The 25,991-nt window shown below is 60.1% G+C and carries 25 protein-coding genes and 4 tRNA genes; 15 read left to right on the plus strand and 14 right to left on the minus strand.

The genetic code is table 11. From position 1 onward, the window contains the following. The first annotated feature begins 13 nt into the window (after positions 1 to 13). Both ELQ88_RS06290 and thiO read left to right on the plus strand, forming a co-directional pair. Positions 14 to 415, plus strand: a complete 402-nt coding sequence (locus ELQ88_RS06290; RefSeq protein WP_128870783.1) for a type IV pilin protein — start codon at positions 14 to 16, stop codon at positions 413 to 415. Positions 416 to 469: 54 nt separating this feature from the next. Next, positions 470 to 1,570 (plus strand): glycine oxidase ThiO, encoded by a 1,101-nt coding sequence (thiO, locus tag ELQ88_RS06295; RefSeq protein WP_138964200.1) that lies wholly within the window; start codon positions 470 to 472, stop codon positions 1,568 to 1,570. A 131-nt stretch (positions 1,571 to 1,701) separates the two neighbouring features. Here the strand turns inward: thiO and ELQ88_RS06300 are convergent, their stop codons facing one another. From ELQ88_RS06300 to ELQ88_RS06315, 4 genes are all read right to left on the minus strand, one after another. Continuing rightward, entirely contained in the window at positions 1,702 to 3,048 is a 1,347-nt protein-coding gene (locus ELQ88_RS06300) for a sigma-54 dependent transcriptional regulator (RefSeq protein ID WP_128870785.1), read from the minus strand. Further along, positions 3,045 to 4,634 (minus strand): ATP-binding protein, encoded by a 1,590-nt coding sequence (locus tag ELQ88_RS06305; RefSeq protein ID WP_138964202.1) that lies wholly within the window; start codon positions 4,632 to 4,634, stop codon positions 3,045 to 3,047. The genes ELQ88_RS06300 and ELQ88_RS06305 overlap by 4 nt, the downstream gene beginning before the upstream one ends. Further along, the gene (locus ELQ88_RS06310; protein ID WP_128870787.1) at positions 4,624 to 4,857 is read right to left on the minus strand and encodes a PP0621 family protein; all 234 of its coding nucleotides are present in this window, start codon (positions 4,855 to 4,857) and stop codon (positions 4,624 to 4,626) included. The genes ELQ88_RS06305 and ELQ88_RS06310 overlap by 11 nt, the downstream gene beginning before the upstream one ends. 175 nt (positions 4,858 to 5,032) lie before the next feature. Next, entirely contained in the window at positions 5,033 to 6,055 is a 1,023-nt protein-coding gene (locus ELQ88_RS06315; protein ID WP_128870788.1) for an outer membrane protein assembly factor BamD, read from the minus strand. 151 nt (positions 6,056 to 6,206) lie between these two features. Here ELQ88_RS06315 and rluD point away from each other — a divergent pair, with 151 nt between their 5' ends. The 7 genes from rluD (at position 6,207) to ELQ88_RS06355 (ending at position 11,394) form a co-directional block, all read left to right on the plus strand. Continuing rightward, entirely contained in the window at positions 6,207 to 7,169 is a 963-nt protein-coding gene (gene rluD / locus ELQ88_RS06320; protein ID WP_128870789.1) for a 23S rRNA pseudouridine(1911/1915/1917) synthase RluD, read from the plus strand. Beyond that, positions 7,166 to 7,891, plus strand: a complete 726-nt coding sequence (gene pgeF / locus ELQ88_RS06325; RefSeq protein WP_138964204.1) for a peptidoglycan editing factor PgeF — start codon at positions 7,166 to 7,168, stop codon at positions 7,889 to 7,891. The genes rluD and pgeF overlap by 4 nt, the downstream gene beginning before the upstream one ends. A 130-nt stretch (positions 7,892 to 8,021) precedes the next feature. Continuing rightward, positions 8,022 to 10,586: an ATP-dependent chaperone ClpB gene (gene clpB, locus ELQ88_RS06330; protein WP_138964206.1), complete on the plus strand. Its 2,565-nt coding sequence runs from the start codon at positions 8,022 to 8,024 to the stop codon at positions 10,584 to 10,586. 392 nt (positions 10,587 to 10,978) lie between these two features. After that, positions 10,979 to 11,054: transfer RNA gene (locus ELQ88_RS06340), tRNA-Asn, on the plus strand. Between the two features lie 9 nt (positions 11,055 to 11,063). Further along, positions 11,064 to 11,140: transfer RNA gene (locus tag ELQ88_RS06345), tRNA-Pro, on the plus strand. A 5-nt stretch (positions 11,141 to 11,145) separates the two neighbouring features. Continuing rightward, a tRNA-Lys gene (locus tag ELQ88_RS06350) sits at positions 11,146 to 11,221 on the plus strand. A 96-nt stretch (positions 11,222 to 11,317) separates the two neighbouring features. Continuing rightward, positions 11,318 to 11,394: transfer RNA gene (locus ELQ88_RS06355), tRNA-Pro, on the plus strand. Between the two features lie 246 nt (positions 11,395 to 11,640). Here ELQ88_RS06355 and ELQ88_RS06360 read toward each other — a convergent pair. The 4 genes from ELQ88_RS06360 to ELQ88_RS06375 are packed head-to-tail and all read right to left on the minus strand — an operon-like array spanning position 11,641 to position 14,376. Then, positions 11,641 to 12,939: an NAD(P)/FAD-dependent oxidoreductase gene (locus ELQ88_RS06360; RefSeq protein WP_138964208.1), complete on the minus strand. Its 1,299-nt coding sequence runs from the start codon at positions 12,937 to 12,939 to the stop codon at positions 11,641 to 11,643. 60 nt (positions 12,940 to 12,999) lie between these two features. Next, positions 13,000 to 13,173, minus strand: coding sequence for a DUF3094 domain-containing protein (locus ELQ88_RS06365; protein ID WP_128870793.1), 174 nt, complete (start codon positions 13,171 to 13,173; stop codon positions 13,000 to 13,002). A 52-nt stretch (positions 13,174 to 13,225) separates the two neighbouring features. Next, positions 13,226 to 13,753 (minus strand): MOSC domain-containing protein, encoded by a 528-nt coding sequence (locus ELQ88_RS06370; RefSeq protein ID WP_138964210.1) that lies wholly within the window; start codon positions 13,751 to 13,753, stop codon positions 13,226 to 13,228. Next, entirely contained in the window at positions 13,750 to 14,376 is a 627-nt protein-coding gene (locus tag ELQ88_RS06375; RefSeq protein WP_007970534.1) for a DUF1780 domain-containing protein, read from the minus strand. The genes ELQ88_RS06370 and ELQ88_RS06375 overlap by 4 nt, the downstream gene beginning before the upstream one ends. Positions 14,377 to 14,626: 250 nt before the next feature. On the opposite strand from ELQ88_RS06375, the gene ELQ88_RS06380 reads away from it, so the two are divergent. From ELQ88_RS06380 to ELQ88_RS06390, 3 genes are read left to right on the plus strand one after another with little or no spacing between them, the layout of a single operon-like run. Beyond that, positions 14,627 to 15,994 (plus strand): aromatic acid/H+ symport family MFS transporter, encoded by a 1,368-nt coding sequence (locus tag ELQ88_RS06380; protein ID WP_128870795.1) that lies wholly within the window; start codon positions 14,627 to 14,629, stop codon positions 15,992 to 15,994. Continuing rightward, positions 15,991 to 17,211, plus strand: coding sequence for a benzoate/H(+) symporter BenE family transporter (locus tag ELQ88_RS06385; RefSeq protein ID WP_138964212.1), 1,221 nt, complete (start codon positions 15,991 to 15,993; stop codon positions 17,209 to 17,211). The genes ELQ88_RS06380 and ELQ88_RS06385 overlap by 4 nt, the downstream gene beginning before the upstream one ends. A 16-nt stretch (positions 17,212 to 17,227) precedes the next feature. Further along, positions 17,228 to 18,496, plus strand: a complete 1,269-nt coding sequence (locus tag ELQ88_RS06390) for an OprD family porin (RefSeq protein WP_128870797.1) — start codon at positions 17,228 to 17,230, stop codon at positions 18,494 to 18,496. Positions 18,497 to 18,504: 8 nt separating this feature from the next. Here the strand turns inward: ELQ88_RS06390 and ELQ88_RS06395 are convergent, their stop codons facing one another. Beyond that, positions 18,505 to 18,747 (minus strand): DUF2790 domain-containing protein, encoded by a 243-nt coding sequence (locus ELQ88_RS06395; RefSeq protein ID WP_128870798.1) that lies wholly within the window; start codon positions 18,745 to 18,747, stop codon positions 18,505 to 18,507. 121 nt (positions 18,748 to 18,868) lie between these two features. On the opposite strand from ELQ88_RS06395, the gene ELQ88_RS06400 reads away from it, so the two are divergent. Beyond that, entirely contained in the window at positions 18,869 to 19,801 is a 933-nt protein-coding gene (locus ELQ88_RS06400) for a LysR family transcriptional regulator (RefSeq protein WP_138964214.1), read from the plus strand. Positions 19,802 to 19,877: 76 nt separating this feature from the next. Continuing rightward, positions 19,878 to 20,567, plus strand: coding sequence for an energy-coupling factor ABC transporter permease (locus tag ELQ88_RS06405; protein WP_138964216.1), 690 nt, complete (start codon positions 19,878 to 19,880; stop codon positions 20,565 to 20,567). A gap of 37 nt (positions 20,568 to 20,604) precedes the next feature. Here the strand turns inward: ELQ88_RS06405 and yacG are convergent, their stop codons facing one another. Genes yacG through pilB form a run of 5 tightly spaced genes read right to left on the minus strand, consistent with a single transcriptional unit; the run spans position 20,605 to position 25,210 of the window. Further along, positions 20,605 to 20,805, minus strand: a complete 201-nt coding sequence (yacG, locus tag ELQ88_RS06410) for a DNA gyrase inhibitor YacG (protein ID WP_123367803.1) — start codon at positions 20,803 to 20,805, stop codon at positions 20,605 to 20,607. After that, entirely contained in the window at positions 20,802 to 21,425 is a 624-nt protein-coding gene (gene coaE, locus ELQ88_RS06415; RefSeq protein WP_138964218.1) for a dephospho-CoA kinase, read from the minus strand. Before coaE ends, yacG begins: the two co-directional genes overlap by 4 nt. Continuing rightward, positions 21,422 to 22,294 carry an A24 family peptidase gene (locus tag ELQ88_RS06420; RefSeq protein WP_138964220.1) on the minus strand — a complete coding sequence of 291 codons (873 nt, stop codon included), beginning with the start codon at positions 22,292 to 22,294 and terminating at the stop codon, positions 21,422 to 21,424. Before ELQ88_RS06420 ends, coaE begins: the two co-directional genes overlap by 4 nt. Before the next feature lies 1 nt (position 22,295). Then, positions 22,296 to 23,513 carry a type II secretion system F family protein gene (locus ELQ88_RS06425; RefSeq protein ID WP_128870806.1) on the minus strand — a complete coding sequence of 406 codons (1,218 nt, stop codon included), beginning with the start codon at positions 23,511 to 23,513 and terminating at the stop codon, positions 22,296 to 22,298. Positions 23,514 to 23,515: 2 nt separating this feature from the next. Further along, a complete protein-coding gene (pilB, locus tag ELQ88_RS06430) occupies positions 23,516 to 25,210 on the minus strand; it encodes a type IV-A pilus assembly ATPase PilB (RefSeq protein ID WP_138964222.1) in 1,695 nt (564 codons plus the stop codon). 225 nt (positions 25,211 to 25,435) lie between these two features. Between pilB and ELQ88_RS06435 the strand changes: the two genes are divergently transcribed. Beyond that, positions 25,436 to 25,855: a pilin gene (locus tag ELQ88_RS06435; RefSeq protein ID WP_138964224.1), complete on the plus strand. Its 420-nt coding sequence runs from the start codon at positions 25,436 to 25,438 to the stop codon at positions 25,853 to 25,855. Positions 25,856 to 25,991: the final 136 nt, after the last annotated feature.

Genomic DNA, 25,991 nt, shown 5'->3' on the forward strand with positions numbered 1-25,991 from the left:
TGAGAGTTGAGGCATGCGCAGAACCAACCGAGGTTTTACCCTGATTGAAATCATGATCGTGATTGCGATCATCGGGATCGTCATCACCATTGGCTACCCGAGCCTCACCGAGTACGTGAAGAAAGGCCGCCGGACTGAGGTGGCGGGTTTGCTCTCGGAGCAGGCGCAGATTCTCGAACGGTTTTATTCGAAGTCGAATGTCTACACCGGCGCCACCGGCTTGAGTGCGGGCAATGATTTCTACACGATTACTCCGGCCTTGACCGATCAGGCTTTCAAGTTGACGGCTGTGCGCAAGGCCGGCAGCGCCATGGCGACGGACAAGTGTGGGGATTTCACCATCACCAACACCGGCGTCAGGAGCATGGAGAATGCAGCAGCCGGCCTGGCCACCAAGGATTGCTGGGGTCGCTGAATTCTTTTTCGGGCGCCTTTTCGCCCTCTGTCTATTTAACGGTTGGATCAGAACATGACCAGGCAACAGCAAGTGGTGATTGTCGGTGGCGGCGTAATAGGTTTGCTGACCGCATTCAATCTCGCGTCCGAAGTGCAGAGCGTTGTATTGCTGGATCGCGCGAATGTCGGCCAGGAGTCCTCCTGGGCCGGTGGCGGAATCGTCTCGCCGCTCTATCCATGGCGCTACAACCCGGCGGTCACCGCTTTGGCGCATTGGTCCCAGGATTTTTATCCGCAGCTGGGCGAGCGGTTGTTCGCGGCGACCGGGATTGATCCTGAAGTGCACACCACCGGGTTGTACTGGCTGGATCTCGATGACGAAGCCGAAGCGCTTGCCTGGGCCGAGCGTGAAAACCGGCCGTTGCGGGCTGTGGATATCCCGGCGGCCCACGATGCGGTGCCGGTGCTCGGTGCCGGTTTTTCTCGGGCGATCTACATGGCCGATGTGGCCAATGTGCGCAATCCGCGGTTGGTGAAATCCCTCAAGGCTGCGTTGCTGGCGCTGCCGAACGTGACGATTCATGAGCACTGCGAAGTCAGCGGGTTCATCCGTGAAGGCGCTGCTGTGGTCGGGGTGCAAACCTCGGCGGGCGCCATTCGTGGCGATCAGGTGGTGCTGACGGCTGGCGCCTGGAGTGGTGATCTGCTCAAGAGCCTGGGTCTGGACCTGCCGGTGGAACCGGTCAAGGGACAGATGATTCTTTACAAGTGCGCGGCGGACTTTCTGCCGAGCATTGTCCTGGCCAAGGGGCGTTATGCGATTCCTCGGCGCGACGGGCACATTCTGATTGGCAGTACCTTGGAGCATGAAGGGTTCGACAAGACACCGACCGAGTCCGCCCTGGACAGCCTGAAGGCATCGGCGGTGGAGTTGATTCCGGCATTGGCGGAGGCCGAAGTGGTCGGGCATTGGGCCGGATTGCGGCCGGGTTCGCCGGAGGGCATTCCTTACATTGGCCGGGTGCCCGGTTTTGAGGGCCTGTGGCTCAACTGCGGGCATTACCGCAATGGACTGGTGTTGGCGCCGGCGTCGTGTCAGTTGTTTGCGGATGTGATGGTGGGGCGTGAGCCGATTATCGATCCGGCGCCGTATGCGCCAGAAGGGCGGATCTAGACGCGGGGTTTTCAGCGCCTGTCAGATCGCCTTCGCGAGCAAGCCCGCTCCCACATTAGACCTCCAGTGGACATATTATTTATGAACCGCAGAGATTAAATGTGGGAGCGGGCTTGCTCGCGAAGGGGCCCTTAATCCAAACCGAGCTTCTTGAGCCGATAACGCATCGACCGAAACGAAAGATTCAACCGCTGAGCCGCCGCCGTACGGTTCCAGCGGGTTTCCTCCAGCGCCTGGAGGATCAGTTTGCGCTCGACGTTTTCCAGATAATCCTCCAGGTTGTCGATCTGCGTCAGGTCCGGCACACCGCCCTCCGCGGCACAGTTGCCTTCGGCCAATCGCAGGTCGCCGGCTTCGATCTGTTGGTTGTCACACAGCGTGTGAGCCCGTTCGAGCATGTTCTCCAGTTCCCGCACATTGCCGGGAAAACGATAGCTTTTCAGCGCGTCGAGGGCGTGTGGGTGGAGTCTGGTGGCGGGCTGGCCGCTGCCGGCTGCCAGGCGTTTGAGAACATGGATGGCCAGGGTCTCTATATCGTCGCGACGTTCGCGCAAGGACGGAACCCGCAGCTCGATCACGTTCAGCCGGTAGTACAAATCCTGGCGGAAGCGCTCGGCGGCGACTTCAGCGTCGAGGTCTTTGTGGGTGGCGCAGAGGATGCGCACATCGACCACGGTTTCCTGCTGGCCACCGACACTGCGCACGGCTTTTTCCTGAATCGCCCGCAGGAGTTTGACCTGCATCGCCAGTGGCAAGTCAGCCACTTCGTCGAGGAACAGCGTACCGCCATGGGCCGCCTGGAACAGGCCGGGCTTGTCCTCGATGGCGCCACTGAAACTGCCTTTGCGGTGGCCGAAAAACTCGCTTTCCATCAATTCCGAGGGGATCGCCCCGCAGTTCACCGGGATAAAGGGTCGGTTGGCCCGCGGCCCCTGCTCGTGGATCAGCCGCGCGACCAGTTCCTTGCCGCTGCCAGACTCGCCGCTGATGTACACCGGGGCCTGACTGCGGGCCAGTTTGTCGATGTGTTTGCGCAGGTTGCGCATGGGCAATGAGTCACCCAGCAACTGCCGATCGACGGTGCTGCGGGCGCCGTCCGGCGCGGTCAGGCGCAGGGCGCTGGTGACCAGTTCCCGCAGCCGGGAAAGGTCCACCGGTTTGGTCAGGAAATCGAAGGCCCCGGCCTTGAGTGCGTTGATCGCTGTTTCAAGGCTGCCATAGGCCGTAATCATTGCCACCGGAACCTGTGTATGGCGTTGCTGGATGTAATGCACCAGCTCCAGGCCGGTGCCGTCCGGCAGGCGCATGTCGGTCAGGCACAGGTCGAAGGTCTCGCGCGTCAGCAGCGCCTGGGCTGCGCCTACGTTGCGGGCACTGAAAGTGTCGAGATTCATCCGTCCCAGGGTGATTTCCAGGAGTTCGCGGATGTCCGGCTCGTCGTCGACGATCAGGACTTTTTGCCGTGGGCTTGTGTTCAACTTTGTTTCCGTCCGTGAGCAAAGGTGATACGAAAGCAGCCGCCGCCTTGGCGTGGTTTGAAGTCTAGGCGGGCCTGGTTGCTTTCGCACAGCTCACGGGACAGATAAAGTCCAAGCCCCGTTCCTTGGGTGCTGGTGGTGAAGAACGGTTCGAACAGCTGCGCCTGATGGTCCGGTGCCACGCCGGTTCCATCGTCCCGGACTTCGAGAATCGGCAGCTGGCTGTCGCGGTCGACAAACAATTCGAGCCAGACCTGCGCCTGGTCGTGGACCTGGATGCTATGGCGCCAGCCGTTGCGCACCAGATTGTCGAGTATCTGGGTCAACTGGTTCGGGTCCATCAGGGTTTTGAAGTCGCCCGACCCTATGTGCAGGTGAATCTGCTGACGCGTGGTCGCGCGCTCGCGGGTTTCGGCGACGAACTGTTCCAGCCACGGCTTCAGGTCAAGCCGATGCGCCACGGTTTGTTGGCGACGGGACAGTTGCAGGACGTTTTCGATTACCCGATTCATTCGCTGAGAGTGGTCTTGAATAATCTGGGTCAGACGTCGATCCGCGCCATTGAGTTCCTCTGATTCGTGTAATAGCTGCGCGGCGTGACTGATGGCACCCAATGGATTGCGTATTTCATGGGCAATGCCGGCTGTCAGGCGGCCGAGGGCGGCGAGTTTCAATTGTTGGGCCTGTTGGGCGATCTGGGCGAGGTCTTCGAGAAACACCAGAATCTGGTAATGGGGGCTTTGGTCCAGGGCGATAAAGCTCGGTTGCAGCTCCAGGCCACTACCGTCGACTTTAATGCTCTGGGGCCGCAGCGTCGGATTGTTGCGCCACAGTTGCAGGCGTTCGACCAGGGTGGGCGAGTAATCATCGATCAGATGGCCTTCAAGCCCGTCCTGCCCCAGCAGTGTCAGCGCGCCGTGGTTGGCCAGTTGCACCCGTCGCTGGTCGTCGAGTACCAGGATGCCGGTGCGCATGCGTTGCAGGATCAGCGCATTGAGGGCTTCGAGGCCGACCACTTCGCTGGCCCGTTGCTCGGCCAGGCTTTCACTGACTTCCAGGCGCCGCATCAGGCCTTGTACCAACAATGCTGCGGCGAAGCACAGGGCCCCCAGCGTGCCGACTTGCAGGTAGTCGTTGGGGCTGGTCGGGTGGCTGAAGCTTATCAGCAGGCTCAGCCCGACGATGCCGAGCGCGCCGACAGCGGCAATCAGCAAGCCGATATGCCGGCGCAACAAGGTGTTGCTGATCGCCACCGACACGATCAGCAGATTGCCAATGGCGCTGGCCACGCCGCCACCGGCGTAGAACAGGCCGCACAGCAGCAGCACGTCGGTCAGCGCGAGACTGAACAATTGCGCCGGGCGACGGGTGTTCTCAAGAAACACCACCAGCAAAATATTGAGTATCAGGTACAGCCAGCTGCCAGTGCGCAACAAGTCGTCATTGGCGAACTTCAGCAACTGGTTGTCCATGTTGCTGGAGATCAGCAACACCAGGGTGAGGCCGACGCTTAAACGGTAAAGATGATAGAGACGCAGCAGTCGCTGGGCCTGTTTGCTGCCGGGACTGGACGTCTCAGCGGTCACTTGAACCCGGGCCTTGCTCAAGGTGAGCCTGGCTGCAATACCACTGTTGTTGGAGGTTGAGTGCGCGGTCGCGGGGCAGGTGGACGCCGCAATGTGCGCAGCGGACCATCGGTGCTGCTTCCAGCTCGGCGGAGGACTTGGGGGCGGAGGAAGAAGCCTTGAACTTGCGCCAGAACCATACCGCAGCGGCTATCAGGGCGATCCAGAACAATAAACGAAGCATGGCGAGCTGCTTTATTAGCTAATGATCAGCCAGTTTAGCAAGGACATGACCTGCGCACAGCCACTAGGAGCGAGCTTGCTCGCGAAAAATCTTTAGATGACGCGTTTACTCAGAAGAAACGCGTCATCGTTGACGTCCATCGCGAGCAAGCTCGCTCCTACAGAGTCGCCGTATATCAGTCGAACACGCCGAAGGTCATGTAGCTGAACCACGAGCGGTCGCTGTTGTTGGCTTCGGACTCGTGTTCCTCTTCTTCGATCACGTCGCCATCTGCATCTTTAGGCTTGAGATCGCTTGGAATCGCGTCCTTGGCTTCCTGGAACTGCTTCTGTACGTCCTGGTTGGCGCGGGTTTCGCCCGGCGGCAGCGGCGGACGGGATTCGATCAGGCCCAGGGTGGCCTTGCTCAACCACGAACGGTTGTCGGCTTCGTCGACCGACGGCGTGAACTGACCGTCGACCAGGCTTGGATGGTTCGGGTAGTTGAGCTTCAGGGTTTCGAGGCTGGTGTTGGCCAGTTCGTCCAGGTGCAGACGCTGGTAGGCCTCGGTCATCACCGCCAGGCCGTCACCGACCGCTGGGGTTTCCTGAAAGTTTTCCACCACGTAGCGACCACGGTTCGCGGCGGCGACATAGGCCTGACGGGTCAGGTAATAGTCGGCAACGTGAATCTCGTAAGCGGCCAGCAGGTTGCGCAGGTAGATCATGCGCTGCTTGGCGTCCGGCGAGTAGCGGCTGTTCGGGAAGCGGCTGGTCAGCTGGGCGAACTCGTTGTAGGAGTCGCGAGCGGCACCCGGGTCACGCTTGGTCATGTCCAGCGGCAGGAAGCGCGACAGCAGGCCGACGTCCTGGTCGAAAGAAGTCAGACCTTTGAGGTAATACGCGTAATCGACGTTCGGATGCTGTGGGTGCAGACGAATGAAACGCTCGGCGGCGGACTTCGCAGCCTCTGGCTCGGTGTTCTTGTAGTTGGCATAGATGAGCTCGAGTTGAGCCTGATCAGCGTAGCGACCGAACGGATAACGCGACTCCAGGGCCTTCAGCTTGGCTGTGGCGCTGGTGTAGTTGCTATTGTCCAGATCGTGCTGAGCCTGCTGGTACAGCTCGACTTCGCTCAGGTTTTCATCTACGACTTCCTTCGATGAGCAAGCAGCGGTCAATGCGAGGATGGCGATCAGCAGCAGGTGTTTCACTTGCATGGCGGCTTGCGTCCCTATGACGGCCGCTGTCTTGGGCGGGGCCGTCCTGTTATGATGAGCGCCCCGTTGAATAGCTTCGGGGCAAAAGACGCCGTATTTAACCACAAGCGCGCAGCCGAAACCAAAAGCTGTGCCGACGCCTAGTCTGAGCATGTCCGATAAAATTGAACTTAGCGCAGAGGTGCCGTCCGAATTGGGCGGCCAACGCCTCGATCAAGTCGCCGCACAATTATTCGCTGAGCACTCGCGCTCGCGCCTTTCCGCCTGGATCAAAGACGGCCGCCTGACTGTGGATGGGGCGGTTATCCGCCCGCGAGACATCGTTCACGGTGGCGCCATTCTTGAACTGACTGCCGAGCAGGAAGCTCAGGGCGAATGGATCGCTCAAGACATCGAGCTGGACATTGTCTATGAAGACGACGACATCCTGGTGATCAACAAGCCTGCGGGCCTGGTGGTGCATCCGGCTGCCGGTCATGCTGATGGCACCTTGCTCAACGCCTTGCTGCACCATGTGCCGGACATTATCAATGTGCCCCGCGCCGGTATCGTGCATCGCCTGGACAAGGACACCACCGGTCTGATGGTGGTGGCCAAGACTATTCAGGCGCAGACCCAACTGGTCACGCAACTGCAAAGTCGCAGCGTCAGCCGGATCTACGAATGCATCGTGATCGGTGTGGTCACCGCCGGCGGCAAGATCAACGCGCCGATCGGTCGTCATGGCCAGCAACGCCAGCGCATGGCCGTCATGGAAGGTGGCAAACAGGCCGTCAGCCATTACCGCGTGCTCGAGCGTTTCCGCTCCCACACTCACGTGCGGGTCAAGCTGGAAACCGGTCGTACGCACCAGATTCGGGTCCACATGGCCCACATCAACTTCCCGTTGGTCGGAGATCCTGCCTACGGCGGTCGTTTCCGCATCCCGCCGGCAGCCAGTGTGACCATGATCGAATCGTTGAAGGCTTTTCCGCGTCAGGCACTGCACGCGCGGTTCCTGGAGCTGGATCATCCGACCACCGGTAAACGCATGAGTTGGGAATCGCCACTGCCGGACGACTTCGTCTGGTTGCTGACACTGCTCAAGCAAGACCGCGAGGCGTTCATCGGATGAGTGACTGGCTGATTCCCGACTGGCCCGCGCCGGCCGGGGTGAAAGCCTGTGTGACCACCCGTGCGGGCGGCGTCAGTCTGGCGCCGTTCGACAGCCTCAACCTGGGCGATCACGTCGACGACAGCCCCGAAGCCGTTGCCGAAAACCGCCGTCGCCTCACCGCTCGGTTCTCTATTCAACCGGCCTGGTTGCAGCAGGTTCACGGCATTGCCGTGGCTCATGCCGACCCGGGCCTGGTGGCGACTGCCGACGCCAGCTGGACGGCAACGCCCGGTATCGCTTGCACGGCGATGACCGCCGATTGTCTGCCAGTACTCTTCTGCGACCGTGCCGGCACTCGTGTGGCGGCGGCCCATGCCGGTTGGCGCGGGCTGGCGGCGGGCGTGCTGGAAGCCACCCTCGACAGCCTGGCCGTGCCACCTGCCGAAGTGCTGGCGTGGCTCGGCCCGGCCATAGGCTCGCAAGCCTTTGAAGTCGGCCCGGAAGTACGCGAAACCTTCGTCCGGCAACTGCCTGAAGCCGCCGAGGCCTTTGTGCCGAGCGCAAATGCTGGCAAATTCATGGCTGATATCTATCAACTGGCGCGTTTGCGCCTGGCTGCCCGCGGTGTCACAGCCGTCTATGGCGGTGGTTTCTGCACCGTGACCGATCCGCGCTTCTTTTCTTACCGCCGCGCCCCTCGCACTGGTCGGTTTGCCTCCCTGATCTGGCTCGAACGCTAGACTTGTCTGACCTGCATCAACATCAAGACGCTTGAATCTCCCAGAATCGACCACATCTAATGAGGTATCTGGCAGGTTTCTTCATTCAGGATGTTTTATCGGTCCGGCCTGCTCAAAAGGAAGGTGACCCATGCGTATAGATCGTTTAACCAGTAAGTTGCAGTTAGCCTTGTCCGACGCCCAATCCCTGGCCGTCGGCCTCGATCATCCGGCTATTGAGCCGGCGCATTTGATGCAAGCCATGCTTGAACAGCAGGGTGGATCGATCAAACCGCTGCTGATGCAGGTGGGCTTCGACGTCAACAGCCTGCGTAAAGCGCTGACCAAAGAGCTCGATCAGCTGCCGAAAATCCAGAACCCGACCGGCGACGTCAATATGTCGCAGGATCTGGCGCGCCTGCTCAACCAGGCCGATCGCCTGGCCCAGCAGAAGGGCGACCAGTTCATTTCCAGTGAACTGGTGCTGCTCGCCGCCATGGACGAGAACAGCAAGCTTGGCAAGTTGTTGCTCGGCCAGGGCGTGAGCAAAAAAGCCCTGGAAAACGCGATCACCAACCTGCGTGGCGGTGAGGCCGTCAATGACGCCAACCACGAGGAGTCGCGCCAGGCCCTGGACAAATACACCGTCGACCTGACCAGGCGCGCCGAAGAAGGCAAGCTCGATCCGGTGATCGGCCGTGACGATGAAATTCGCCGGACCATCCAGGTGCTGCAACGTCGCACCAAGAACAACCCGGTGCTGATCGGTGAACCTGGCGTGGGTAAAACCGCGATCGCAGAAGGCCTGGCCCAGCGCATCATCAACGGTGAAGTGCCCGATGGCCTGAAAGGCAAGCGCCTGCTGTCCCTGGACATGGGGTCGCTGATTGCCGGTGCCAAATATCGCGGCGAGTTCGAGGAGCGCCTCAAATCCCTGCTCAACGAGCTGTCGAAGCAGGAAGGGCAGATCATCCTGTTCATCGACGAGCTGCATACCATGGTCGGCGCCGGCAAGGGCGAAGGCTCGATGGATGCCGGCAACATGCTCAAGCCGGCACTGGCTCGCGGTGAGCTGCATTGCGTCGGCGCAACCACGCTCAACGAGTACCGCCAATATATAGAGAAGGATGCCGCCCTCGAACGGCGCTTCCAGAAAGTCCTGGTGGATGAGCCGAGCGAAGAAGACACCATCGCTATCCTGCGTGGCCTGAAAGAGCGCTACGAGGTTCACCACAAGGTGGCGATCACCGACGGCGCGATCATTGCCGCCGCCAAGCTCAGCCATCGCTACATCACCGATCGTCAGTTGCCGGACAAGGCCATCGACCTGATCGACGAAGCCGCCAGCCGCATCCGCATGGAAATCGACTCCAAGCCGGAAGTGCTGGACCGTCTGGAGCGGCGCCTGATTCAGCTGAAGGTCGAATCCCAGGCGCTGAAGAAAGAAAGCGACGACGCGGCGAAGAAACGCCTGGAAAAACTCCAGGAAGAAATCGCCCGGCTCGAACGTGAGTACTCGGACCTGGAAGAAATCTGGAATGCGGAAAAGGCCGAAGTCCAGGGCTCGGCGCAGATCCAGCAGAAAATCGAACAGTCCCGTCAGGAACTGGAAGCGGCGCGCCGCAAAGGCGACCTGAACCGCATGGCCGAGCTGCAATACGGGGTGATCCCGGACCTGGAGCGCAGCCTGCAGATGGTCGACCAGCACGGCAAAAGCGAAAACCAGTTGCTGCGCAGCAAGGTGACTGAAGAAGAGATCGCCGAAGTCGTGTCGAAGTGGACCGGCATTCCGGTGTCGAAAATGCTCGAAGGCGAGCGCGACAAGCTGATGAAGATGGAAAGCCTGTTGCACCAGCGTGTGATCGGCCAGGACGAAGCGGTGGTTGCCGTGTCCAACGCGGTACGGCGTTCGCGGGCCGGATTGTCCGACCCGAATCGCCCGAGCGGCTCGTTCATGTTCCTCGGCCCGACCGGGGTCGGTAAAACCGAGTTGTGCAAGGCGCTGGCCGAGTTCCTCTTTGATACCGAAGAGGCGATGGTGCGCATCGACATGTCCGAATTCATGGAGAAACATTCCGTGTCGCGACTGATCGGTGCGCCACCAGGCTACGTAGGCTATGAAGAAGGCGGTTACCTGACCGAGGCGGTGCGTCGCAAGCCTTATTCGGTGATCCTCCTGGACGAGGTCGAGAAGGCCCACCCGGACGTCTTCAACATCTTGCTGCAAGTGCTTGAAGATGGCCGCCTGACCGACAGCCATGGCCGCACGGTGGATTTCAAGAATACCGTGATTGTCATGACGTCCAACCTGGGGTCGGTGCAGATCCAGGAACTGGTCGGTGATCGTGAAGCGCAACGCGCGGCGGTGATGGATGCGATTTCCACGCACTTCCGGCCGGAGTTCATCAACCGGGTCGACGAAGTGGTGATCTTCGAGCCGCTGGCGCGGGATCAGATCGCAGGCATTACCGAGATCCAGTTGGGGCGTCTGCGTGCTCGTCTGACCGAACGGGAACTGAAGCTGGAACTCAGCCCGGAGGCGATGGACAAGCTGATCGCAGTCGGCTACGACCCGGTATACGGTGCACGACCGCTCAAGCGAGCGATCCAGCGCTGGATCGAGAACCCATTGGCGCAGCTGATTCTGTCGGGACGTTTCATGCCCGGCGATACCGCCAAGGGTGTCGTGGAAAACGACGAAATCGTCTTCGCCTGATCCGCTGCAACTAGTGTAGGAGCGAGTTCGCTCGCGATGGACGTCAACGATAACGCGCGCTGTCTGGATGAGCGTGTTGTTCTGAAGTTTTTCGCGAGCAAGCTCGCTCCTGCAAGATGTCTCGCATCGCGAGGCCTTTTTTTCGCCAGGCTGTTGAACTCTAAGGAAAAGGCTTGTAAAGTGCGCCCCGCAGTAAGTCGCTCCGAAGGGTTTCCGCTCCCCAAGCAGGAATCCAAAATAAGTTGCAAATCATTAACTTGAAAGCAATTTAGGGGGTTGACAGAGGTGCTGAAGATTGTAGAATAGCGCGCCTCAGACACACGAACGCAGCGATGCGAACGAGTCGAAGAGAACGCGATAAAGCTTCAAAGTTGTAAATTGAAATATGTAGTTCCGTGATAGCTCAGTCGGTAGAGCAAATGACTGTTAATCATTGGGTCCCAGGTTCGAGTCCTGGTCACGGAGCCAATTTCAAACCGGGGTATAGCGCAGTCCGGTAGCGCGCCTGCTTTGGGAGCAGGATGTCAGGAGTTCGAATCCCCTTACCCCGACCATTTTTGGGTCGTTAGCTCAGTTGGTAGAGCAGTTGGCTTTTAACCAATTGGTCGTAGGTTCGAATCCCACACGACCCACCATTTTTGAAACCAGTTAACGCTGGGATCAGATCTTAAGATCAGAGGCCAAAAGCGCTGATCGAAGAAGGCGACTTGTAAAGGTCGCCTTTTTTTTACCGGGGTATAGCGCAGTCCGGTAGCGCGCCTGCTTTGGGAGCAGGATGTCAGGAGTTCGAATCCCCTTACCCCGACCATATTAAAAATCCTCGTATCGAAAGATACGGGGATTTTTTTTGTCTGCTGCAAACGCAAAAAAGCCCCGGATCTTGGGAAAAGAAGCGGGGCGGGCGCTATGGAGGTGTCCGCAGGTTAGACCGAGGCGTCGGCATCGCGGGCAAGCCCGCTCCCACAGGTCAAGTGTCGGACCGAATTCAAAGGTCGACACATAACCTGTGGGCGCGTGGCTTGCCCGCGATGAGGTATTAACAGACGTCGAATATTTAGTGCAGTTTGAGCCGAGGCTCAGTCCCGCGCCCGATCTTGCTGCCCAACATCAGCATCGCCGTGCGGAACGCGCCATACAGGGCCATCTGGTGCATGCGGTACAGCGACACATAAAACATCCGTGCCAGCCAACCTTCGAGCATCACGCTGCCAGTCAGGTTGCCCATCAAGTTACCCACAGCCGAAAAACGCGACAGCGAGATCAACGAGCCGTAGTCGGTGTACTTGTACTCGGGCAGTGCCTTGCCTTCGATCCGCAATTTCAGCGATTTGGCCAGCAACGACGCCTGCTGATGCGCAGCCTGGGCCCGTGGCGGCACGTTGCGATCGGTGCCCGGCTGCGGGCAGGCCGCGCAGTCGCCGAAGGCGAAGATGTTTTCGTCGCGGGTGGTTTGCAGGGTCGGCAGCACTTGCAATTGATTGATGCGGTTGGTCTCCAGGCCATCGATGTCCTTGAGAAAGCCCGGTGCGCGAATCCCGGCCGCCCAGACTTTCAGGCTGGCATTGATCACTTTGCCGTCGGCGGTGATCAGGCTGTCGGCGGTCACTTCGCTGACGGCGGCATTGGTCATGACATTGACCCCTAGTTTCTCCAGGGTCTTATGCACCGGCCCGCCGATCCGTTCCGGCAGCGCAGGCAGCACCCGTGGCCCGGCTTCGATCAGGGTGATGTGCATGTTTTCCGGCTTGATCCGGTCCAGGCCATAGGCCGCCAGTTCATGGGCGGCGTTGTGCAGCTCGGCGGCCAGTTCGACCCCGGTGGCACCGGCGCCGACGATGGCGACGCTGATCTGCTCGACCGTGTCGGTTTGCCCGGCGTGGGCGCGCAGGTAATGGTTGAGCAATTGCTGATGGAAGCGCTCGGCCTGCTTGCGGGTGTCGAGGAACAGGCAATGCTGCGCCGCGCCCTGGGTGCCGAAATCGTTGGTGGTGCTGCCAACGGCAATGACCAGCGAGTCGTAGCCCAGTTCCCGGGCCGGGACCAGCTCCACGCCGGCTTCGTCATAGGTCGCGGCCAGCTGGATTTTCTTCCGGGCGCGATCAAGCCCGCTCATGCGCCCCAACTGGAACCCGAAGTGGTTCCATTTTGCCTGGGCAACATAGTTGAGTTCGTCTTCGGAAGAGTTCAGGGAACCGGCCGCCACTTCGTGCAACAGCGGTTTCCAGATGTGGGTCAGGTTCGCGTCGACCAGCATCACGCTGGCCGTGCCACGCTTGCCCAGAGTCTTACCCAGACGGGTAGCCAACTCCAGGCCGCCGGCGCCGCCGCCAACGATGACAATACGATGAGTCATGGGGATATCTCGCAAGGCTAAAAGAAATCGGTGCGATTACCCGAGCGAGCGCAAGGCAGCTCATAGCGTCAGGTAACTGATAAATCGGCTCAACAGGCCCAGGCCAATGGTCACTGCCAATACCACCACCAGGAGCATCCACGGCCGAAAAGGCCGGCGCTCGACTCGGTGCTGGGACAAGTGCAGGTACTCTTCGACATGCTTCTGGTCTTCGGGTTTCAGGCGGCTGGTCATTTTCGGGCCTCGTCAGGTAGACGTTGCTGAATGTCTGGAAGCTACAGGCGGGTTACCCCACGTTGAACGGAGCATAGCCGCTGTCGGGGACAGGCTCGACGCGCACCGTATCGTCCAGGCGAATGATTCCACTTTGTAACACCCGGGCGGTGATTCCGCCATGTCCGCGCACGGCCTGAAAGGTCCCGGGGCCGAGGTTGGTTTGCAGGCGGGCACAGGGCTGACACCAGCCGGTGGTTTCGAAAATCGCCTGGCCGATCCTGAAGCGTCGGCCTTTGAGGCTGAACAGATTGATGCCGCTGACGACTATATTGCGCCGCAGGTCCTTAGGTCGCACCGGGTGGTCATCCGCGCGGCCCATCAGCGAACTGATCACCGCCAGATGTTCCCACTGAATCAGCGTCACCTGGCGCGCATTGCGTATGCCCGGGCGGGCGCGATCACCGGTCAAGCCAGCCTCGAGACGTGCTTCCACGGCATCGAGCTCGATCATTGGCGCATGACGCTCCGGTCGCACGCCGATCCAGCGAACGCGACCCTGTTGTGGCACTTCGGCGATCAACGCCTGCAATGGACTCACAGACTGATCCCGACGTCGAACACAATGCTGCGACCCAGGTTGCTGCGCAGGAAATCCGGCGCATCCGGGTGCGCGAACAGCACCCGTGCGAAGGTCGGGCCGACCAGTGACAACGAACGCCAGCCCTGGCGCAGGTACTCGGTAGGCGGCGGGAAATGACTGTTGAGGTCCAGCACTTCGCGCTTGAGGCTGGCGAAGGCGATGATGTCCAGCTCCCCCAGGTCCATGCCGCGTTCTTTGTAGTTATGCGCTTTTTTGCGCAAGGTCGGTGCCAGTCTCAGCAAGAACTCGTTGGCCGGAATGCGCCGGGGCTTGGCCTCGCGGCGCACCAGCTGGCTCAGGGAGAATGCGCTGCGTCGGCGTTGCAGTTCATCGCGCCACTCGTCGTTGAGGCGCCGGCCTTCGTCGAGGACGAAGAACACCTCGAAACTGGCGTCACGGAACAGCACGTCCGGCGGCTCTCCGGCCGGTGCGAACTCGTCGGCGCGGTAGGGAATGTTCAGCCCCTGCAACAGGCGCTGGCACACCCAACGCTCACGCTCCCATTTGCGGGCATTGGAGAGAAACGCGTTGGCTTGCTCGGCCGCAATGGTCAGCAGGCGTAAGTAATCTGAATCATCCATAAGCCCAAGCTTAGCGTTCAAATGCGATCGCAAAGAAGACAGTTTATCGCAGCGGGTCAAAAATCTGCCGAATCTGCCGCGCGTCATCCTCGCAACACCTGCATCCCGCGCCCGGTTCGGGCATTGCACAAAACGGATAGTGATCTGCGCAAAGCGGATATTGGTGCGTGCCTGGCAGCTTTACCCTCGGCTTTACGGGACGTTAGCCGCGTTAACGACGCTCTTAAAACAACAACAAGAGACAGATGCCATGCGCAAGATCGACGTACATGAGGTGATCGACAACGCACGATTCAACCGTTTTCACTGGATGGTGCTGTTCTGGTGTGCCCTGATCATCATCTTCGATGGTTACGATCTGGTGATCTACGGCGTCGTGCTGCCGATGCTGATGAAAGAATGGGGGCTCAGTCCCCTGCAAGCGGGCGCACTGGGCAGTTATGCACTGTTTGGAATGATGTTTGGCGCGCTGTTCTTCGGCCCGCTGTCGGACAGGATCGGCCGCAAGAAAGCCATCACGATCTGTGTGATGCTCTTCAGCGGTTTTACCGTGCTCAACGGATTTGCCCGCAACCCCACCGAGTTCGGTGTGTGCCGATTTATTGCCGGGCTTGGCATCGGCGGGGTTATGCCCAATGTCGTGGCACTGATGAACGAGTACGCGCCGAAGAAAATCCGCAGCACGCTGGTGGCGATCATGTTCAGCGGCTACTCGGTGGGCGGCATGCTGTCGGCGGGGCTCGGTATCGTGCTGATCCCCAGTTTTGGCTGGCAGTCGGTGTTCTACGTGGCGGTGCTGCCATTGCTGCTGTTGCCGTTGATCATGTACTTCCTGCCCGAGTCGGTGGGTTTCATGCTGCGCCAGGGGCGCAATGCCGAGGCGCGCGCCATCCTGCAGCGGATTGATCCGGCTTACGTCGAGCAAGCCGGCGATCAACTGCACATGAACGACGTGAAAGGGACTGGCACTCCGGTGCTGCAATTGTTCCGCGACGGCCGGGCGCTGCGTACGCTGATGCTGTGGCTGGCGTTTTTCTGCTGCCTGCTGATGGTCTACGCCTTGAGTTCCTGGCTGCCGAAACTGATGGCCAACGCCGGTTACAGCCTGGGCTCGAGCCTGTCGTTCCTGCTGGTACTCAACTTCGGTGCCATTTTCGGCGCGGTTGGCGGTGGTGTACTGGGTGACAAGCTCAACTTGCCGCGGGTGTTGGCGGTGTTCTTCGCCGGTGCAGCGGTTTCGATCACCTTGTTGGGGTTCAACAGCCCGATGCCGGTGTTGTACCTGCTGATCGCCATTGCTGGCGCGACCACCATCGGCTCGCAGATCCTGTTGTACGCCTGCGCCGCGCAGTTCTACTCCATGACCATTCGCTCCACCGGTCTGGGCTGGGCATCGGGCATCGGGCGCAACGGCGCCATCGTCGGACCGCTGCTGGGCGGTGCCTTGCTCGGGATCAACCTGCCGCTGCAACTGAACTTCATGGCCTTTGCCTTGCCCGGTGCAGTGGCCGCGATCGCCATGACCGTGTTCGCCATCAGCAGTCGGCGCAGTGCCCGGCAACCGCTACCGGGCACGCAACAAGGATCACCTGACAGGGCTGTCGGCGAGGTTTCATGAAAGCGTTATTCCACGACTTTTCCCTGTCGGCGGCTGTCGCCGGATTTATCGCCACGGTAATTTCCTACGCCGGCCCGTTGGTGATCATCTTCCAGGCGGCCGAGACGGCGCACCTCTCGCGAGAAGTGTTGTCGTCCTGGGTCTGGGCGATTTCCATCGGCAGCGCCGTGCTCGGCATTGGTCTGAGCCTGCGTTACCGGGTACCGGTGATCATCGCGTGGTCGGCGCCGGGTTCGGCGTTGCTGGTGGCGCTGTTGCCCGGGATCTCCATGCCGGAGGCGGTGGGGGCTTACCTGGTCAGCAGCCTGATTATCTTTCTGGTCGGGATATCCGGGGCGTTTGACCGGATCATCGGCAAACTGCCCGCGGCCATTGCGGCAGCGATGCTGGCGGGGATTCTGTTCAGCTTCGGCACCGGATTGTTCGTCTCTTTGCAGGGCAAGCCGTTGCTGGTGCTGGCGATGTTCGCCACTTACCTGATCTGCAAACGGCTGATGCCGCGTTATGCGGTGTTGATGGTGCTGCTGGTGGGGTGTTCGCTCGCCTTTGTTGGCGGTGATCTGCACCTTGAAGCGCTGGTGATCGGTTTTGCCACGCCGGTGTGGATCACCCCGACGTTCAGCCTGAGCGCGACCCTGAACATTGCCTTGCCACTGGTGATGGTGGCGTTGACCGGCCAGTTTGTTCCCGGCATGGCAGTGCTGCGCGCCAGCGGTTACTCGACGCCGGCCGGCCCGATCATCGCCAGCAGCGCGTTGGGCACGGCGCTGTTGGCACCGTTCGGTTGTCACGGGCTGAATCTGGCGGCGATCACCGCGGCCATTTGCACCGGCCGCGAGGCCCATGAAAACCCCGGCAAACGCTATGTGGCCGGCGTCGCCGGTGGCCTGTGTTACCTGGTGCTGGGGATCTTCGGCGCCACCCTGGTTTCACTGTTTTCGGCATTCCCCAAAGAACTGATCGCCGCCCTGGCCGGGCTGGCGCTGTTCGCCGCGATTGCCGGGTCGTTGGCCGGCGCCATGGCCGTGCCGAGGGATCGCGAAGCGGCGCTGGTGACCTTTCTCACCACTGCGTCGGGTATGTCGTTGTTGGGATTGTCCGCTGCATTTTGGGGACTGATTTTCGGCATGGTCACCCACTTGCTGTTAAACGCCCGTCGTCCTGTTCCTCGTAGCGAAACCGCTGCGGCTGAAGCACTTCAACCTGTCGATCAATAAAAACAAGAGAACAACGATGAAACAGATTCTTCCAGCAACCGGTACCGTGTTGTCCATGGCTGTCGTCTCGGGTTTCTCCGCCGGTGCGATGGCCGCCGAGGGCGGCTTCATCGAAGACACCACGGCGACCTTGCAAGCGCGCAATTACTACTTCAGCCGGGACTTTTCCGACATCGTCGGCGCCAACCGGCAATCGAAGGCCGAGGAGTGGGCGCAGGGCTTCATCCTCAACGTCAAGTCCGGTTACACCCAAGGCCCGGTCGGTTTTGGTGTGGATGTCATCGGCCTGCTCGGCCTCAAGCTCGACAGCAGCCCGGACCGGGTCAATACCGGTTTGCTGCCGGTACAGGATGACGGCCGTGCGGCGAACGATTACAGCCGACTGGAAGGCGCATTGAAGGTGCGCTACTCCAAGACCGAACTGAAGGTGGGTGAGTTGCAACCCAACGTGCCGGTGCTGGCCTTCAGCGATATCCGTCTGCTGCCGCCCAGCTATCAGGGCGCAAGCATCAGCTCGAACGAGATCAATGGCCTGACCTTGCAAGGCGGGCACTTGAAATCAACCAGCCTGCGCAACGAGGCCGGCGACGAAAAGATGCAAGCGATGCTCGGTCATGTACCGCAGCGCCAGGTCAGCAGTGATGGCTTCAACTTCGCCGGTGCCGATTACGCCTTCAATGAAAAGCGCACTTCGGTCAGCGCCTGGTTCGGCCAACTGGAAGATATCTACAACCAGCGCTTTATCGGCCTCAAGCACAGCCAGCCGCTGGGCAACTGGACCCTGGGCGCCAACCTTGGTTATTACGATTCGCGCGAAGACGGCAAACAGCTGCTGGGCAATATCGACAACCAGGCGTTCTTCTCCCTGCTGTCGGCCAAGCGCGGCGGCCATACGTTTTATCTGGGGTATCAGGGCATGTTCGGCGACAGCGCCTTCCCGCGGGTCTTTGCCAATATCAGTCCGCTGGGCAACGAAGTGCCGACCTACGAGTTCGCCTACACCGATGAGCGCTCCTGGCAGGCGCGTTACGACTACGATTTCGCGGCCCTCGGCGTGCCGGGGCTGACCAGCACCGTGCGGTACATCACCGGCAATAATGTCGACACCGGCCTGGGTTTTGAAGGCAAGGATCGCGAACGTGATCTCGATCTCGGCTATGTGCTGCAGAGCGGCAGCCTCAAGGGGCTCGGTATCCGCGTGCGCAATGTGATGGCGCGTTCCAACTACCGCAGTGACATCGATGAGAACCGTTTGATCCTCAGCTATACGTGGACGTTGCTATGAAGCGGTGATCACAGATTGCTCATGCAGTTGCCCATCACCTGATACGTCACGCGATGGGTCTGGCCCTGATGATCGATGTAGACCATAGTCGCTGGCACAACGTCGCAGGCGGTTGCGGTGTCGGACACTGAAACCACTTCGGCGATGTCCAGTGGCTGCGCCGGGTTGTACGGGGTGGCTGGCGACTCGTTGCCGGCGGCCATGGCCGAGGTGGCGACAAGGGTCAGAAACAGGCTGATCAGGGTTTTCATTTTTCCGTGCTCCGTGTTGATTCCGATAGTTTGATTCTAGTCTTTGCCCCGGCCTGATAAAGAGGCCTGCGCCTGATGCAGCCTTACAGGAAACGTAACAATTATTGCCCTTGGAGGGCCCATGGACCTGCTCAATAACTTGCGGGTGTTCGTCCGCGTGGTGGACTGCGCAAGTTTTACCGCCGCCGCCGATGCGCTGGACCTGTCGACCGCGCAAGTGTCGCGACTGGTGGCGGATCTGGAGCAGCATGTACAGGCGCGCTTGCTGCAACGCACCACGCGGCGGTTGAGCCTGACCGAGGCCGGTGAGCGCTTCCTGTTGCGCAGTCGGCAAATTCTTGAAGAAATGGAAGAGGCCACGGCAGAGGCGCGCGGTGCCCATCTCAAGCCGAGCGGACGGCTGCGGGTGCACAGCATGAATGGCCTGGGCGTATTGATCACGCCATTGATCGCCCGTTACAGCGAGCTTTACCCCGATGTGGTGTTCGAACTGACCCTGTCGCAGCGTAATCCCGATCCGCTGGAAGAAGGGCACGACGTGGTGATTTCGATCGCCCATGAACTGGCCGATTCGCAATTGGTCGCCCAGGTGATCGGGCAGGTCTACAGCGTGCCCTGCGCCTCCCCGGCGTACCTGCAACGGCGTGGCGTGCCCCATACGCCGCTGGCGCTGAACGAGCATCAGTGCCTGCGCATGCTTGACCCGTTGTACGGCGATGAGTGGGTCTTCCAGGACGAGCATGGCGAGCAGGCGGTCAGCCCGGCGAAGACCTTTCAGTGCAACGTCGCCGAGTCGATGGTCAAGGCGTCGGAGGCCGGCATGGGGGTCAGCCTGATTCCGTTCTATATCGCATCGCGACCCTTGAGCGATGGCACCTTGTTGCGGTTGCTGCCCGCCTGGCGCCCCCGGCAACGCAAGGTGTATGCGCTGTACCCGTCACGGCGTTTTCTCGATGCCAAGGTCCGGACCTGGGTGGACTTTCTCAAGGCCGAATTACCCAAGCTGTTCGCCGAGCACGAGGCGGTGATGGACGATCCGCGGCATTGGGCCTGAAGTCGAAGGACGCGCGAAGGGCGGTGTAGACTGAGGACCTGTTCTCTTTCGCCAAGCCAAGGGAGTGTGCCCAGCCATGATTGGCGCCGAGTTACTGTCACCCGAAACCCTCACGGTGGGGTGGTTGATCTATGCGCCGGTGCTGATCTGGGCGGTTGCGCGAGCGCCGTGGGTCGAGCTGTTCAGCGATAGCCGCCGCCAGCATCTGTTGTTCGGTACGGTATTTGCGCTGTTCATGCTGTGGCTGGTGCGACGGGACTTCGACACCGGCGTGTCCTACCACTTCATCGGCATGACCGCCGTGACCCTGTTGCTTGACTGGCCGTTGGCGATCGTCGGCGGGTTGGTCGCGCATGCGGGATTGGTGCTGCTCGGCCGCCAGGATCTGGCGGCGATGGGGGTCAATGGCGCGCTGCTGATTCTGCTGCCAGTGCTGATCACCGAGTGTTGCGCGATCCTGGTGGAGCGAGCGCAGCCGCGAAATCCGTTTGTGTATATCTTCGTGTCCGGTTTTTTTGCGGCGGCGCTCTCGGCGTTGCTGTGTCTGCTGCTGGCGCTGTGGTTGCTGTGGTTCGACGAACGTTTTGCCATGCCATATTGGCTGGAAGACTTTGTCGGCTACCTGTGGCTGATCATTTTTCCCGAGGCCTTTATCAACGGCATGGTGGTCAGCGCGCTGGTGGTGTTCTGTCCCGAGTGGCTGGAGACCTTCAACCGCACGCGCTACCTTTCTGCGCCGTGGAAAGACGACGATCCCAAGTCCTGAGCCCTCTCAAGCCTGGCATCGTCGAGCCCTGCGCAGGTCAGTGACGCGGCTCGAAATCTTCGCTGAACAGGTCGTCTTCGGCATCCGGGCTCACCGGAATCTTGTGTTCTTCCGACGCCCAGGCGCCCAGGTCGATCAGTTTGCAACGATCCGAACAGAACGGCCGGAATTTGCTTTCGGGGCTCCATTCCACAGGGGCGCCGCAGGTTGGGCAATCGACGGTTGGGGTTTGGCTCATGACTGGCCTCCACGCAAAGTAAGGTAAAAGTGATGCATGCGTTCGACCTCGCTGTGCAGCCAGGCGAGGTCGCGGTCGTTGACCACCACATCGTCGGCATGGCTCAGGCGATCCTGGCGGCTGGACTGGGCCTTGAGGATTGCCTGGACCTGTTGTTCGCTGGTCTGGTCACGCTGCAGGGTGCGTTCGATCTGTAGCTGTTCGGGTGCATCGATCACCAGCACCCGTTGGGTCATGGCGTACTGACCCGACTCGATCAGCAGCGGCGAAACCAGAATCGCGTAAGGCGATTGTGCCTGGCCCAGATGATCAGCGATTTCCTTGGCGATCAGCGGATGCAACAGTGCTTCGAGCCAGAGCCGATGTTCCGGTACCTCGAAGATCAGTTTGCGCAACGCTGCGCGATCCAGTTGCCCGTCAGGTTGCAGTACGCCGGGGCCGAAGTGTTCGGCGATCTTCGCCAGCGCCGGGCGCCCCGGTTCCACCACCCAACGCGCCGCGTGGTCGGCATCCACCAGGTGCACGCCCAGGTCGATGAAGTGCTGGGCCGCCGCGCTTTTGCCGCTGCCGATGCCGCCGGTCAGGCCGAGAATCCAGGGTTTTTCCACAAGGGTATTCATTTCAAACCGACAAACTGCCAATAGAAGTCGGTTATTTGACCACCCCAGAGCAAGGCAATCCAGCCGGCAATCGCCAGATAGGGGCCAAAAGGGATCGGCGTCGAGGTTTTCGCGTTGCGCATGCGCAGCAAGATCACGCCGATAACGGCGCCCACCACGGACGACAACAGGATGGTCAGAGGCAGGATCTGCCAGCCTCCCCAGGCCCCGAGCATTGCCAACAACTTGAAATCTCCGTGGCCGATGCCGTCCTTGCCGGTGATCAGTTTGAACAGCCAGAACACCGACCACAGCGCCATGTAGCCGGCTATTGCGCCCCACAGCGCGTCCTGCAACGGCACGAACAGGCCGAAACTGTTGACGATCAATCCGAGCCACATCAGTGGTAGCACCAGCACATCCGGTAATAGCTGGTGCTCGGCGTCGATCAGGCTCATGGCCAACAGGCCCCAGGTCAGGACCAGTGTCATGCACGCAGGCCAACCGAACCCGAAGTGCCAGGCGATGAACGCCGACAGCAGGCCGCAGGCCAGTTCGGTCAACGGGTAGCGTGTGCTGATCGACGTCTTGCAGCTTGAGCAGCGCCCTCGCAGCAACGCAAAGCTGAGCACTGGAATGTTTTCCCAGGCTCGGATCCGGTGGCCACAGTGCGGGCACTGAGAGGAAGGCAGTAGCAGGTTGTAAACCGGCAGGGGCGTTTCCTCGGGCAACCCCAGAATGTCATGGGCCTGCCCTCGCCACTCACGCTCGAGCATTTTGGGCAGGCGCCAGATGACTACATTGAGAAAGCTGCCGACAAGCAGGCCGACCACTGCGGCAATGACGATGAAGGCCAGCGGGTAGGCCGTGAGAATTTCGTTCAAGGGCATGTCAGATCGCAGCGCCGAGTTGGAAGATGGGCAGGTACATCGCAACCACCAGGCCACCGACGACGACCCCCAGTACCACCATGATGAACGGTTCCATCAGGCTGGTGAGGTTATCGACCATGTTGTCCACTTCGTCCTCGTAGAAGCTCGCGACCTTGTCGAGCATGTCGTCCAGTGCCCCGGACTCTTCGCCAATGGCCGTCATCTGGATCGCCATGTTCGGAAAGATGCCGGAGGTGCGCATGGAAAAATTCAGCTGCATGCCGGTCGACACGTCCTGTCTGATGCGCAGCACCGCACGCTTGAACACGACGTTGCCGGTCGCCCCCGCCACTGACTCCAGTGCCTCGACCAACGGCACGCCGGCGGCGAAGGTGGTCGACAGCGTACGGGCATAACGGGCCACGGCGGACTTGTACATCAACGTGCCAACCAACGGCAGTTTCAGCAGCCAGGTATCCGTCCGGTCGCGAAAGGCTTGCGAGGTCTTGAACGCGTGTCGCAGGCCGAAGACCGCTGCGATCAGTACGCCGAGCATCATCCACCACCAGTCCTGCATGAATTCCGACAGGCCGATGACCATGACGGTGAAGGCCGGCAGTTCGGCGCCAAATCCCTTGAACACCGACTCGAACTGCGGGACCACCTTGACCAGCAGAATCCCGGTCACGACGATCGCGACGAACACCACGGCGAGCGGATAGGTCATGGCTTTCTTGATCTTGGCCTTGAGGCTTTCGCTCTTCTCCTTGTAGGTCGCGACCCGTTCCAACAGGGTGTCCAGGGCGCCGGCCTGTTCGCCGGCATCGACCAGATTGCAGTAGAGCTCATCGAAATACTGCGGCTTTTTGCGCAACGCCGCGGCGAAGCTGTTCCCCGCCGCGACTTCCTGTTTCACCTCGTCCACCAGTTTGCGCATGGCCGGGTTATCGAAGCCTTCGCCGATGATGTCGAATGATTGCAGCAGCGGCACGCCGGCTTTCATCATGGTCGCCATCTGCCGGGTGAACAGGGCAATCTCCTGGGCCTTGATGCGCTGGCCAAGATTGAAGATCGAGGCGGATTTCTTGCGCACCTTGCCGGGATTGATCCCTTGTTTGCGCAACTGCGCCTTGATCAGCGCCGGGTTCTGACCGCTGAGTTCGCCGGTCATTTTCGAGCCTTTCCGGTCCGTGCCTTCCCAGGCATACACGCTGATTTTTGCTGCTTTGACCGCCATGTTCAGTCCTTGGTGACCCGGTTGATTTCTTCAAGGCTGGTGATGCCCTGCATGGCCTTGATCAACCCGGACGTGCGCAGGTCGTTGAACCCGTCCTTGCGCATCTGGGTATCGATTTCCAGCGAGTTGCCCTCGGCCATGATCAGCCGTTGCAATGCGGGTGTGTTCTTCACCACTTCATAAATCCCTACGCGCCCTTTATAACCGCCGTTGCAGTGATCGCAACCGACCGGTTCATAGATCGTGAACGAGCCGATGCGTTCCGCAGGAAAACCCTCCTTGAGCAGCGCCTCCCGGGGAATCTCGATCGGTCTCTTGCAATGGCTGCACAGTTTGCGCGCCAGGCGCTGGGCGATGATCAGGCTCACCGAGGTGGCGATGTTGAAGCCCTGGATGCCCATGTTGTGCAGGCGGGTCAGGGTTTCCGCAGCGCTGTTGGTGTGCAGGGTCGACAGCACCAGGTGCCCGGTCTGGGCGGCCTTGATGGCGATTTCCGCCGTTTCCAGGTCGCGGATTTCGCCGACCATGATGACGTCCGGATCCTGTCGCAGAAACGAGCGCAGCGCCTGGGCAAATCCCAGGCCCTGCTTCGGATTGACGTTGACCTGGTTGATGCCTTCCATGTTGATTTCCACCGGGTCTTCGGCGGTGGAAATGTTGATGTCCACGGTGTTGAGGATATTCAGGCCGGTGTAGAGCGACACGGTCTTGCCTGAGCCGGTGGGTCCGGTGACCAGAATCATCCCCTGTGGCTGCTTGAGCGCGGCCATGTACAGGTCTTTCTGGTCGGGTTCGTAGCCGAGGGCATCGATGCCCATTTGCGCGCTGGACGGATCGAGGATCCGGATCACCACTTTCTCGCCCCACAGGGTCGGCAGGGTGTTGACCCGAAAGTCGATGGACTTGCTCTTGGACAGGCGCATCTTGATCCGCCCGTCCTGGGGCCGACGCCGTTCGGAGATGTCGAGGCTGGCCATGACTTTCAGCCGCGAAGCGATGCGGTTGGCCAGTTGAATCGGCGGTTTGGCGACTTCGCGCAGCATGCCGTCGGTGCGCATCCGCACGCGGTAGGTTTTTTCGTAGGGCTCGAAATGCAGGTCGGAAGAGCCGCTCTTGATCGCATCGAGCAACATCTTGTGGACGAAGCGCACCACGGGTGCGTCATCGCTATCCTGGCCGGCGTCCCGATTGTTGTCGTCTACCGACTCGATGTCCACGCCATCGAGGTCAATGTCGGCCATGTCTTCCAGGCCGGTACTGTGGCTGTCGAAGAATTTCTCGATGGCGTCCGTGAGTTTTTCGTCTTCGACCAGAATGGCTTCGGTGCTGAGGCCGGTGCTGAACTGGATATCGTTGATGGCCTGGTGATTGGTTGGATCGGAAATCCCCACGAACAGCTTGTTGCCACGTCGCCAGAGGGGCAGGGCGTGGTGCTGGCGGACCAGTTTCTCGCTGACCAGCCCTTTGGGTTGTGACTCTTTATCCAGGCAGTGGAGATCCAGCAGCGCCATGCCGAAATGCTCCGAGGCAATCTCGGCAACCTGACGGCTATTCACCAGTTTGTTTTGCACCAGGTAGTTGACCAGGGAAATCCGGTTGCGCTGGGCTTGCTGATACGCCTGTTGCGCGCTTTTGTCAGAGAGCAGTTCGGCCAGGACCAATTGCTTGGCCAGGCCGCTAAGGGCGATGTCATTCATGGGGATACCGGACGCAAACAATGCATGACTTATAGCCTAGTCAAGCGGCGGAGCCAAACCTGTGGGGCTGAGGTGACAATAATTGTCAGATAGTGCGGATCCTGGGGGTAGGAAAAGGCGATTGCCTCGGCTCAACCCCTGAAAGCAGCAGTTGACGGGTTTGGCATGGGCTGTGCTGTGGCTCATTCAGATCATGAGATTTTGACTCATGCATGGAGCTTGACTATGAATACTCAGAAAGGTTTTACGCTTATCGAATTGCTGATCGTGGTGGCGATCATCGGGATTCTGGCGACGTTTGCGTTGCCGGCTTACTCGAAGTATCAGGCGAAGGCCAAGGTCACCGCTGGCCTGGCGGAGATTTCGGCGCTGAAAATACCATTTGAAGACCTGATGAATAACGGGAACGGTCCGGCAGATGTGACGGCAATTGGAGGAGTTACCCCAACCTCGAATTGCGCACTAACTGCTTCTGGAACAGCCACTAGTGGTGCTGGCACAATTGTTTGTACGATCGTTAACGCGCCTGCACCGGTTCTCAACAAGACGATCACGCTGACGCGCTCGAACACTGGCTGGGTTTGCACCAGCACTGCGGACCAGGACTTCTTGCCTAAAGGTTGCACCACTGCCGCTGGCGCTTAACGTTTCACAAAGCTTTAGTACGCAAAGCCCCGCCCTTAAAGCGGGGTTTTTTTTGACAAACTCCTTCGAATCTCCAGAACACAAGAAAACCCCGACAATTCATGGCCTTAGGCCCACGCTAAAACCCGCAACTTGC

The sequence above is a fragment of the Pseudomonas sp. MPC6 genome, assembly GCF_006094435.1.
Classification (GTDB): domain Bacteria; phylum Pseudomonadota; class Gammaproteobacteria; order Pseudomonadales; family Pseudomonadaceae; genus Aquipseudomonas.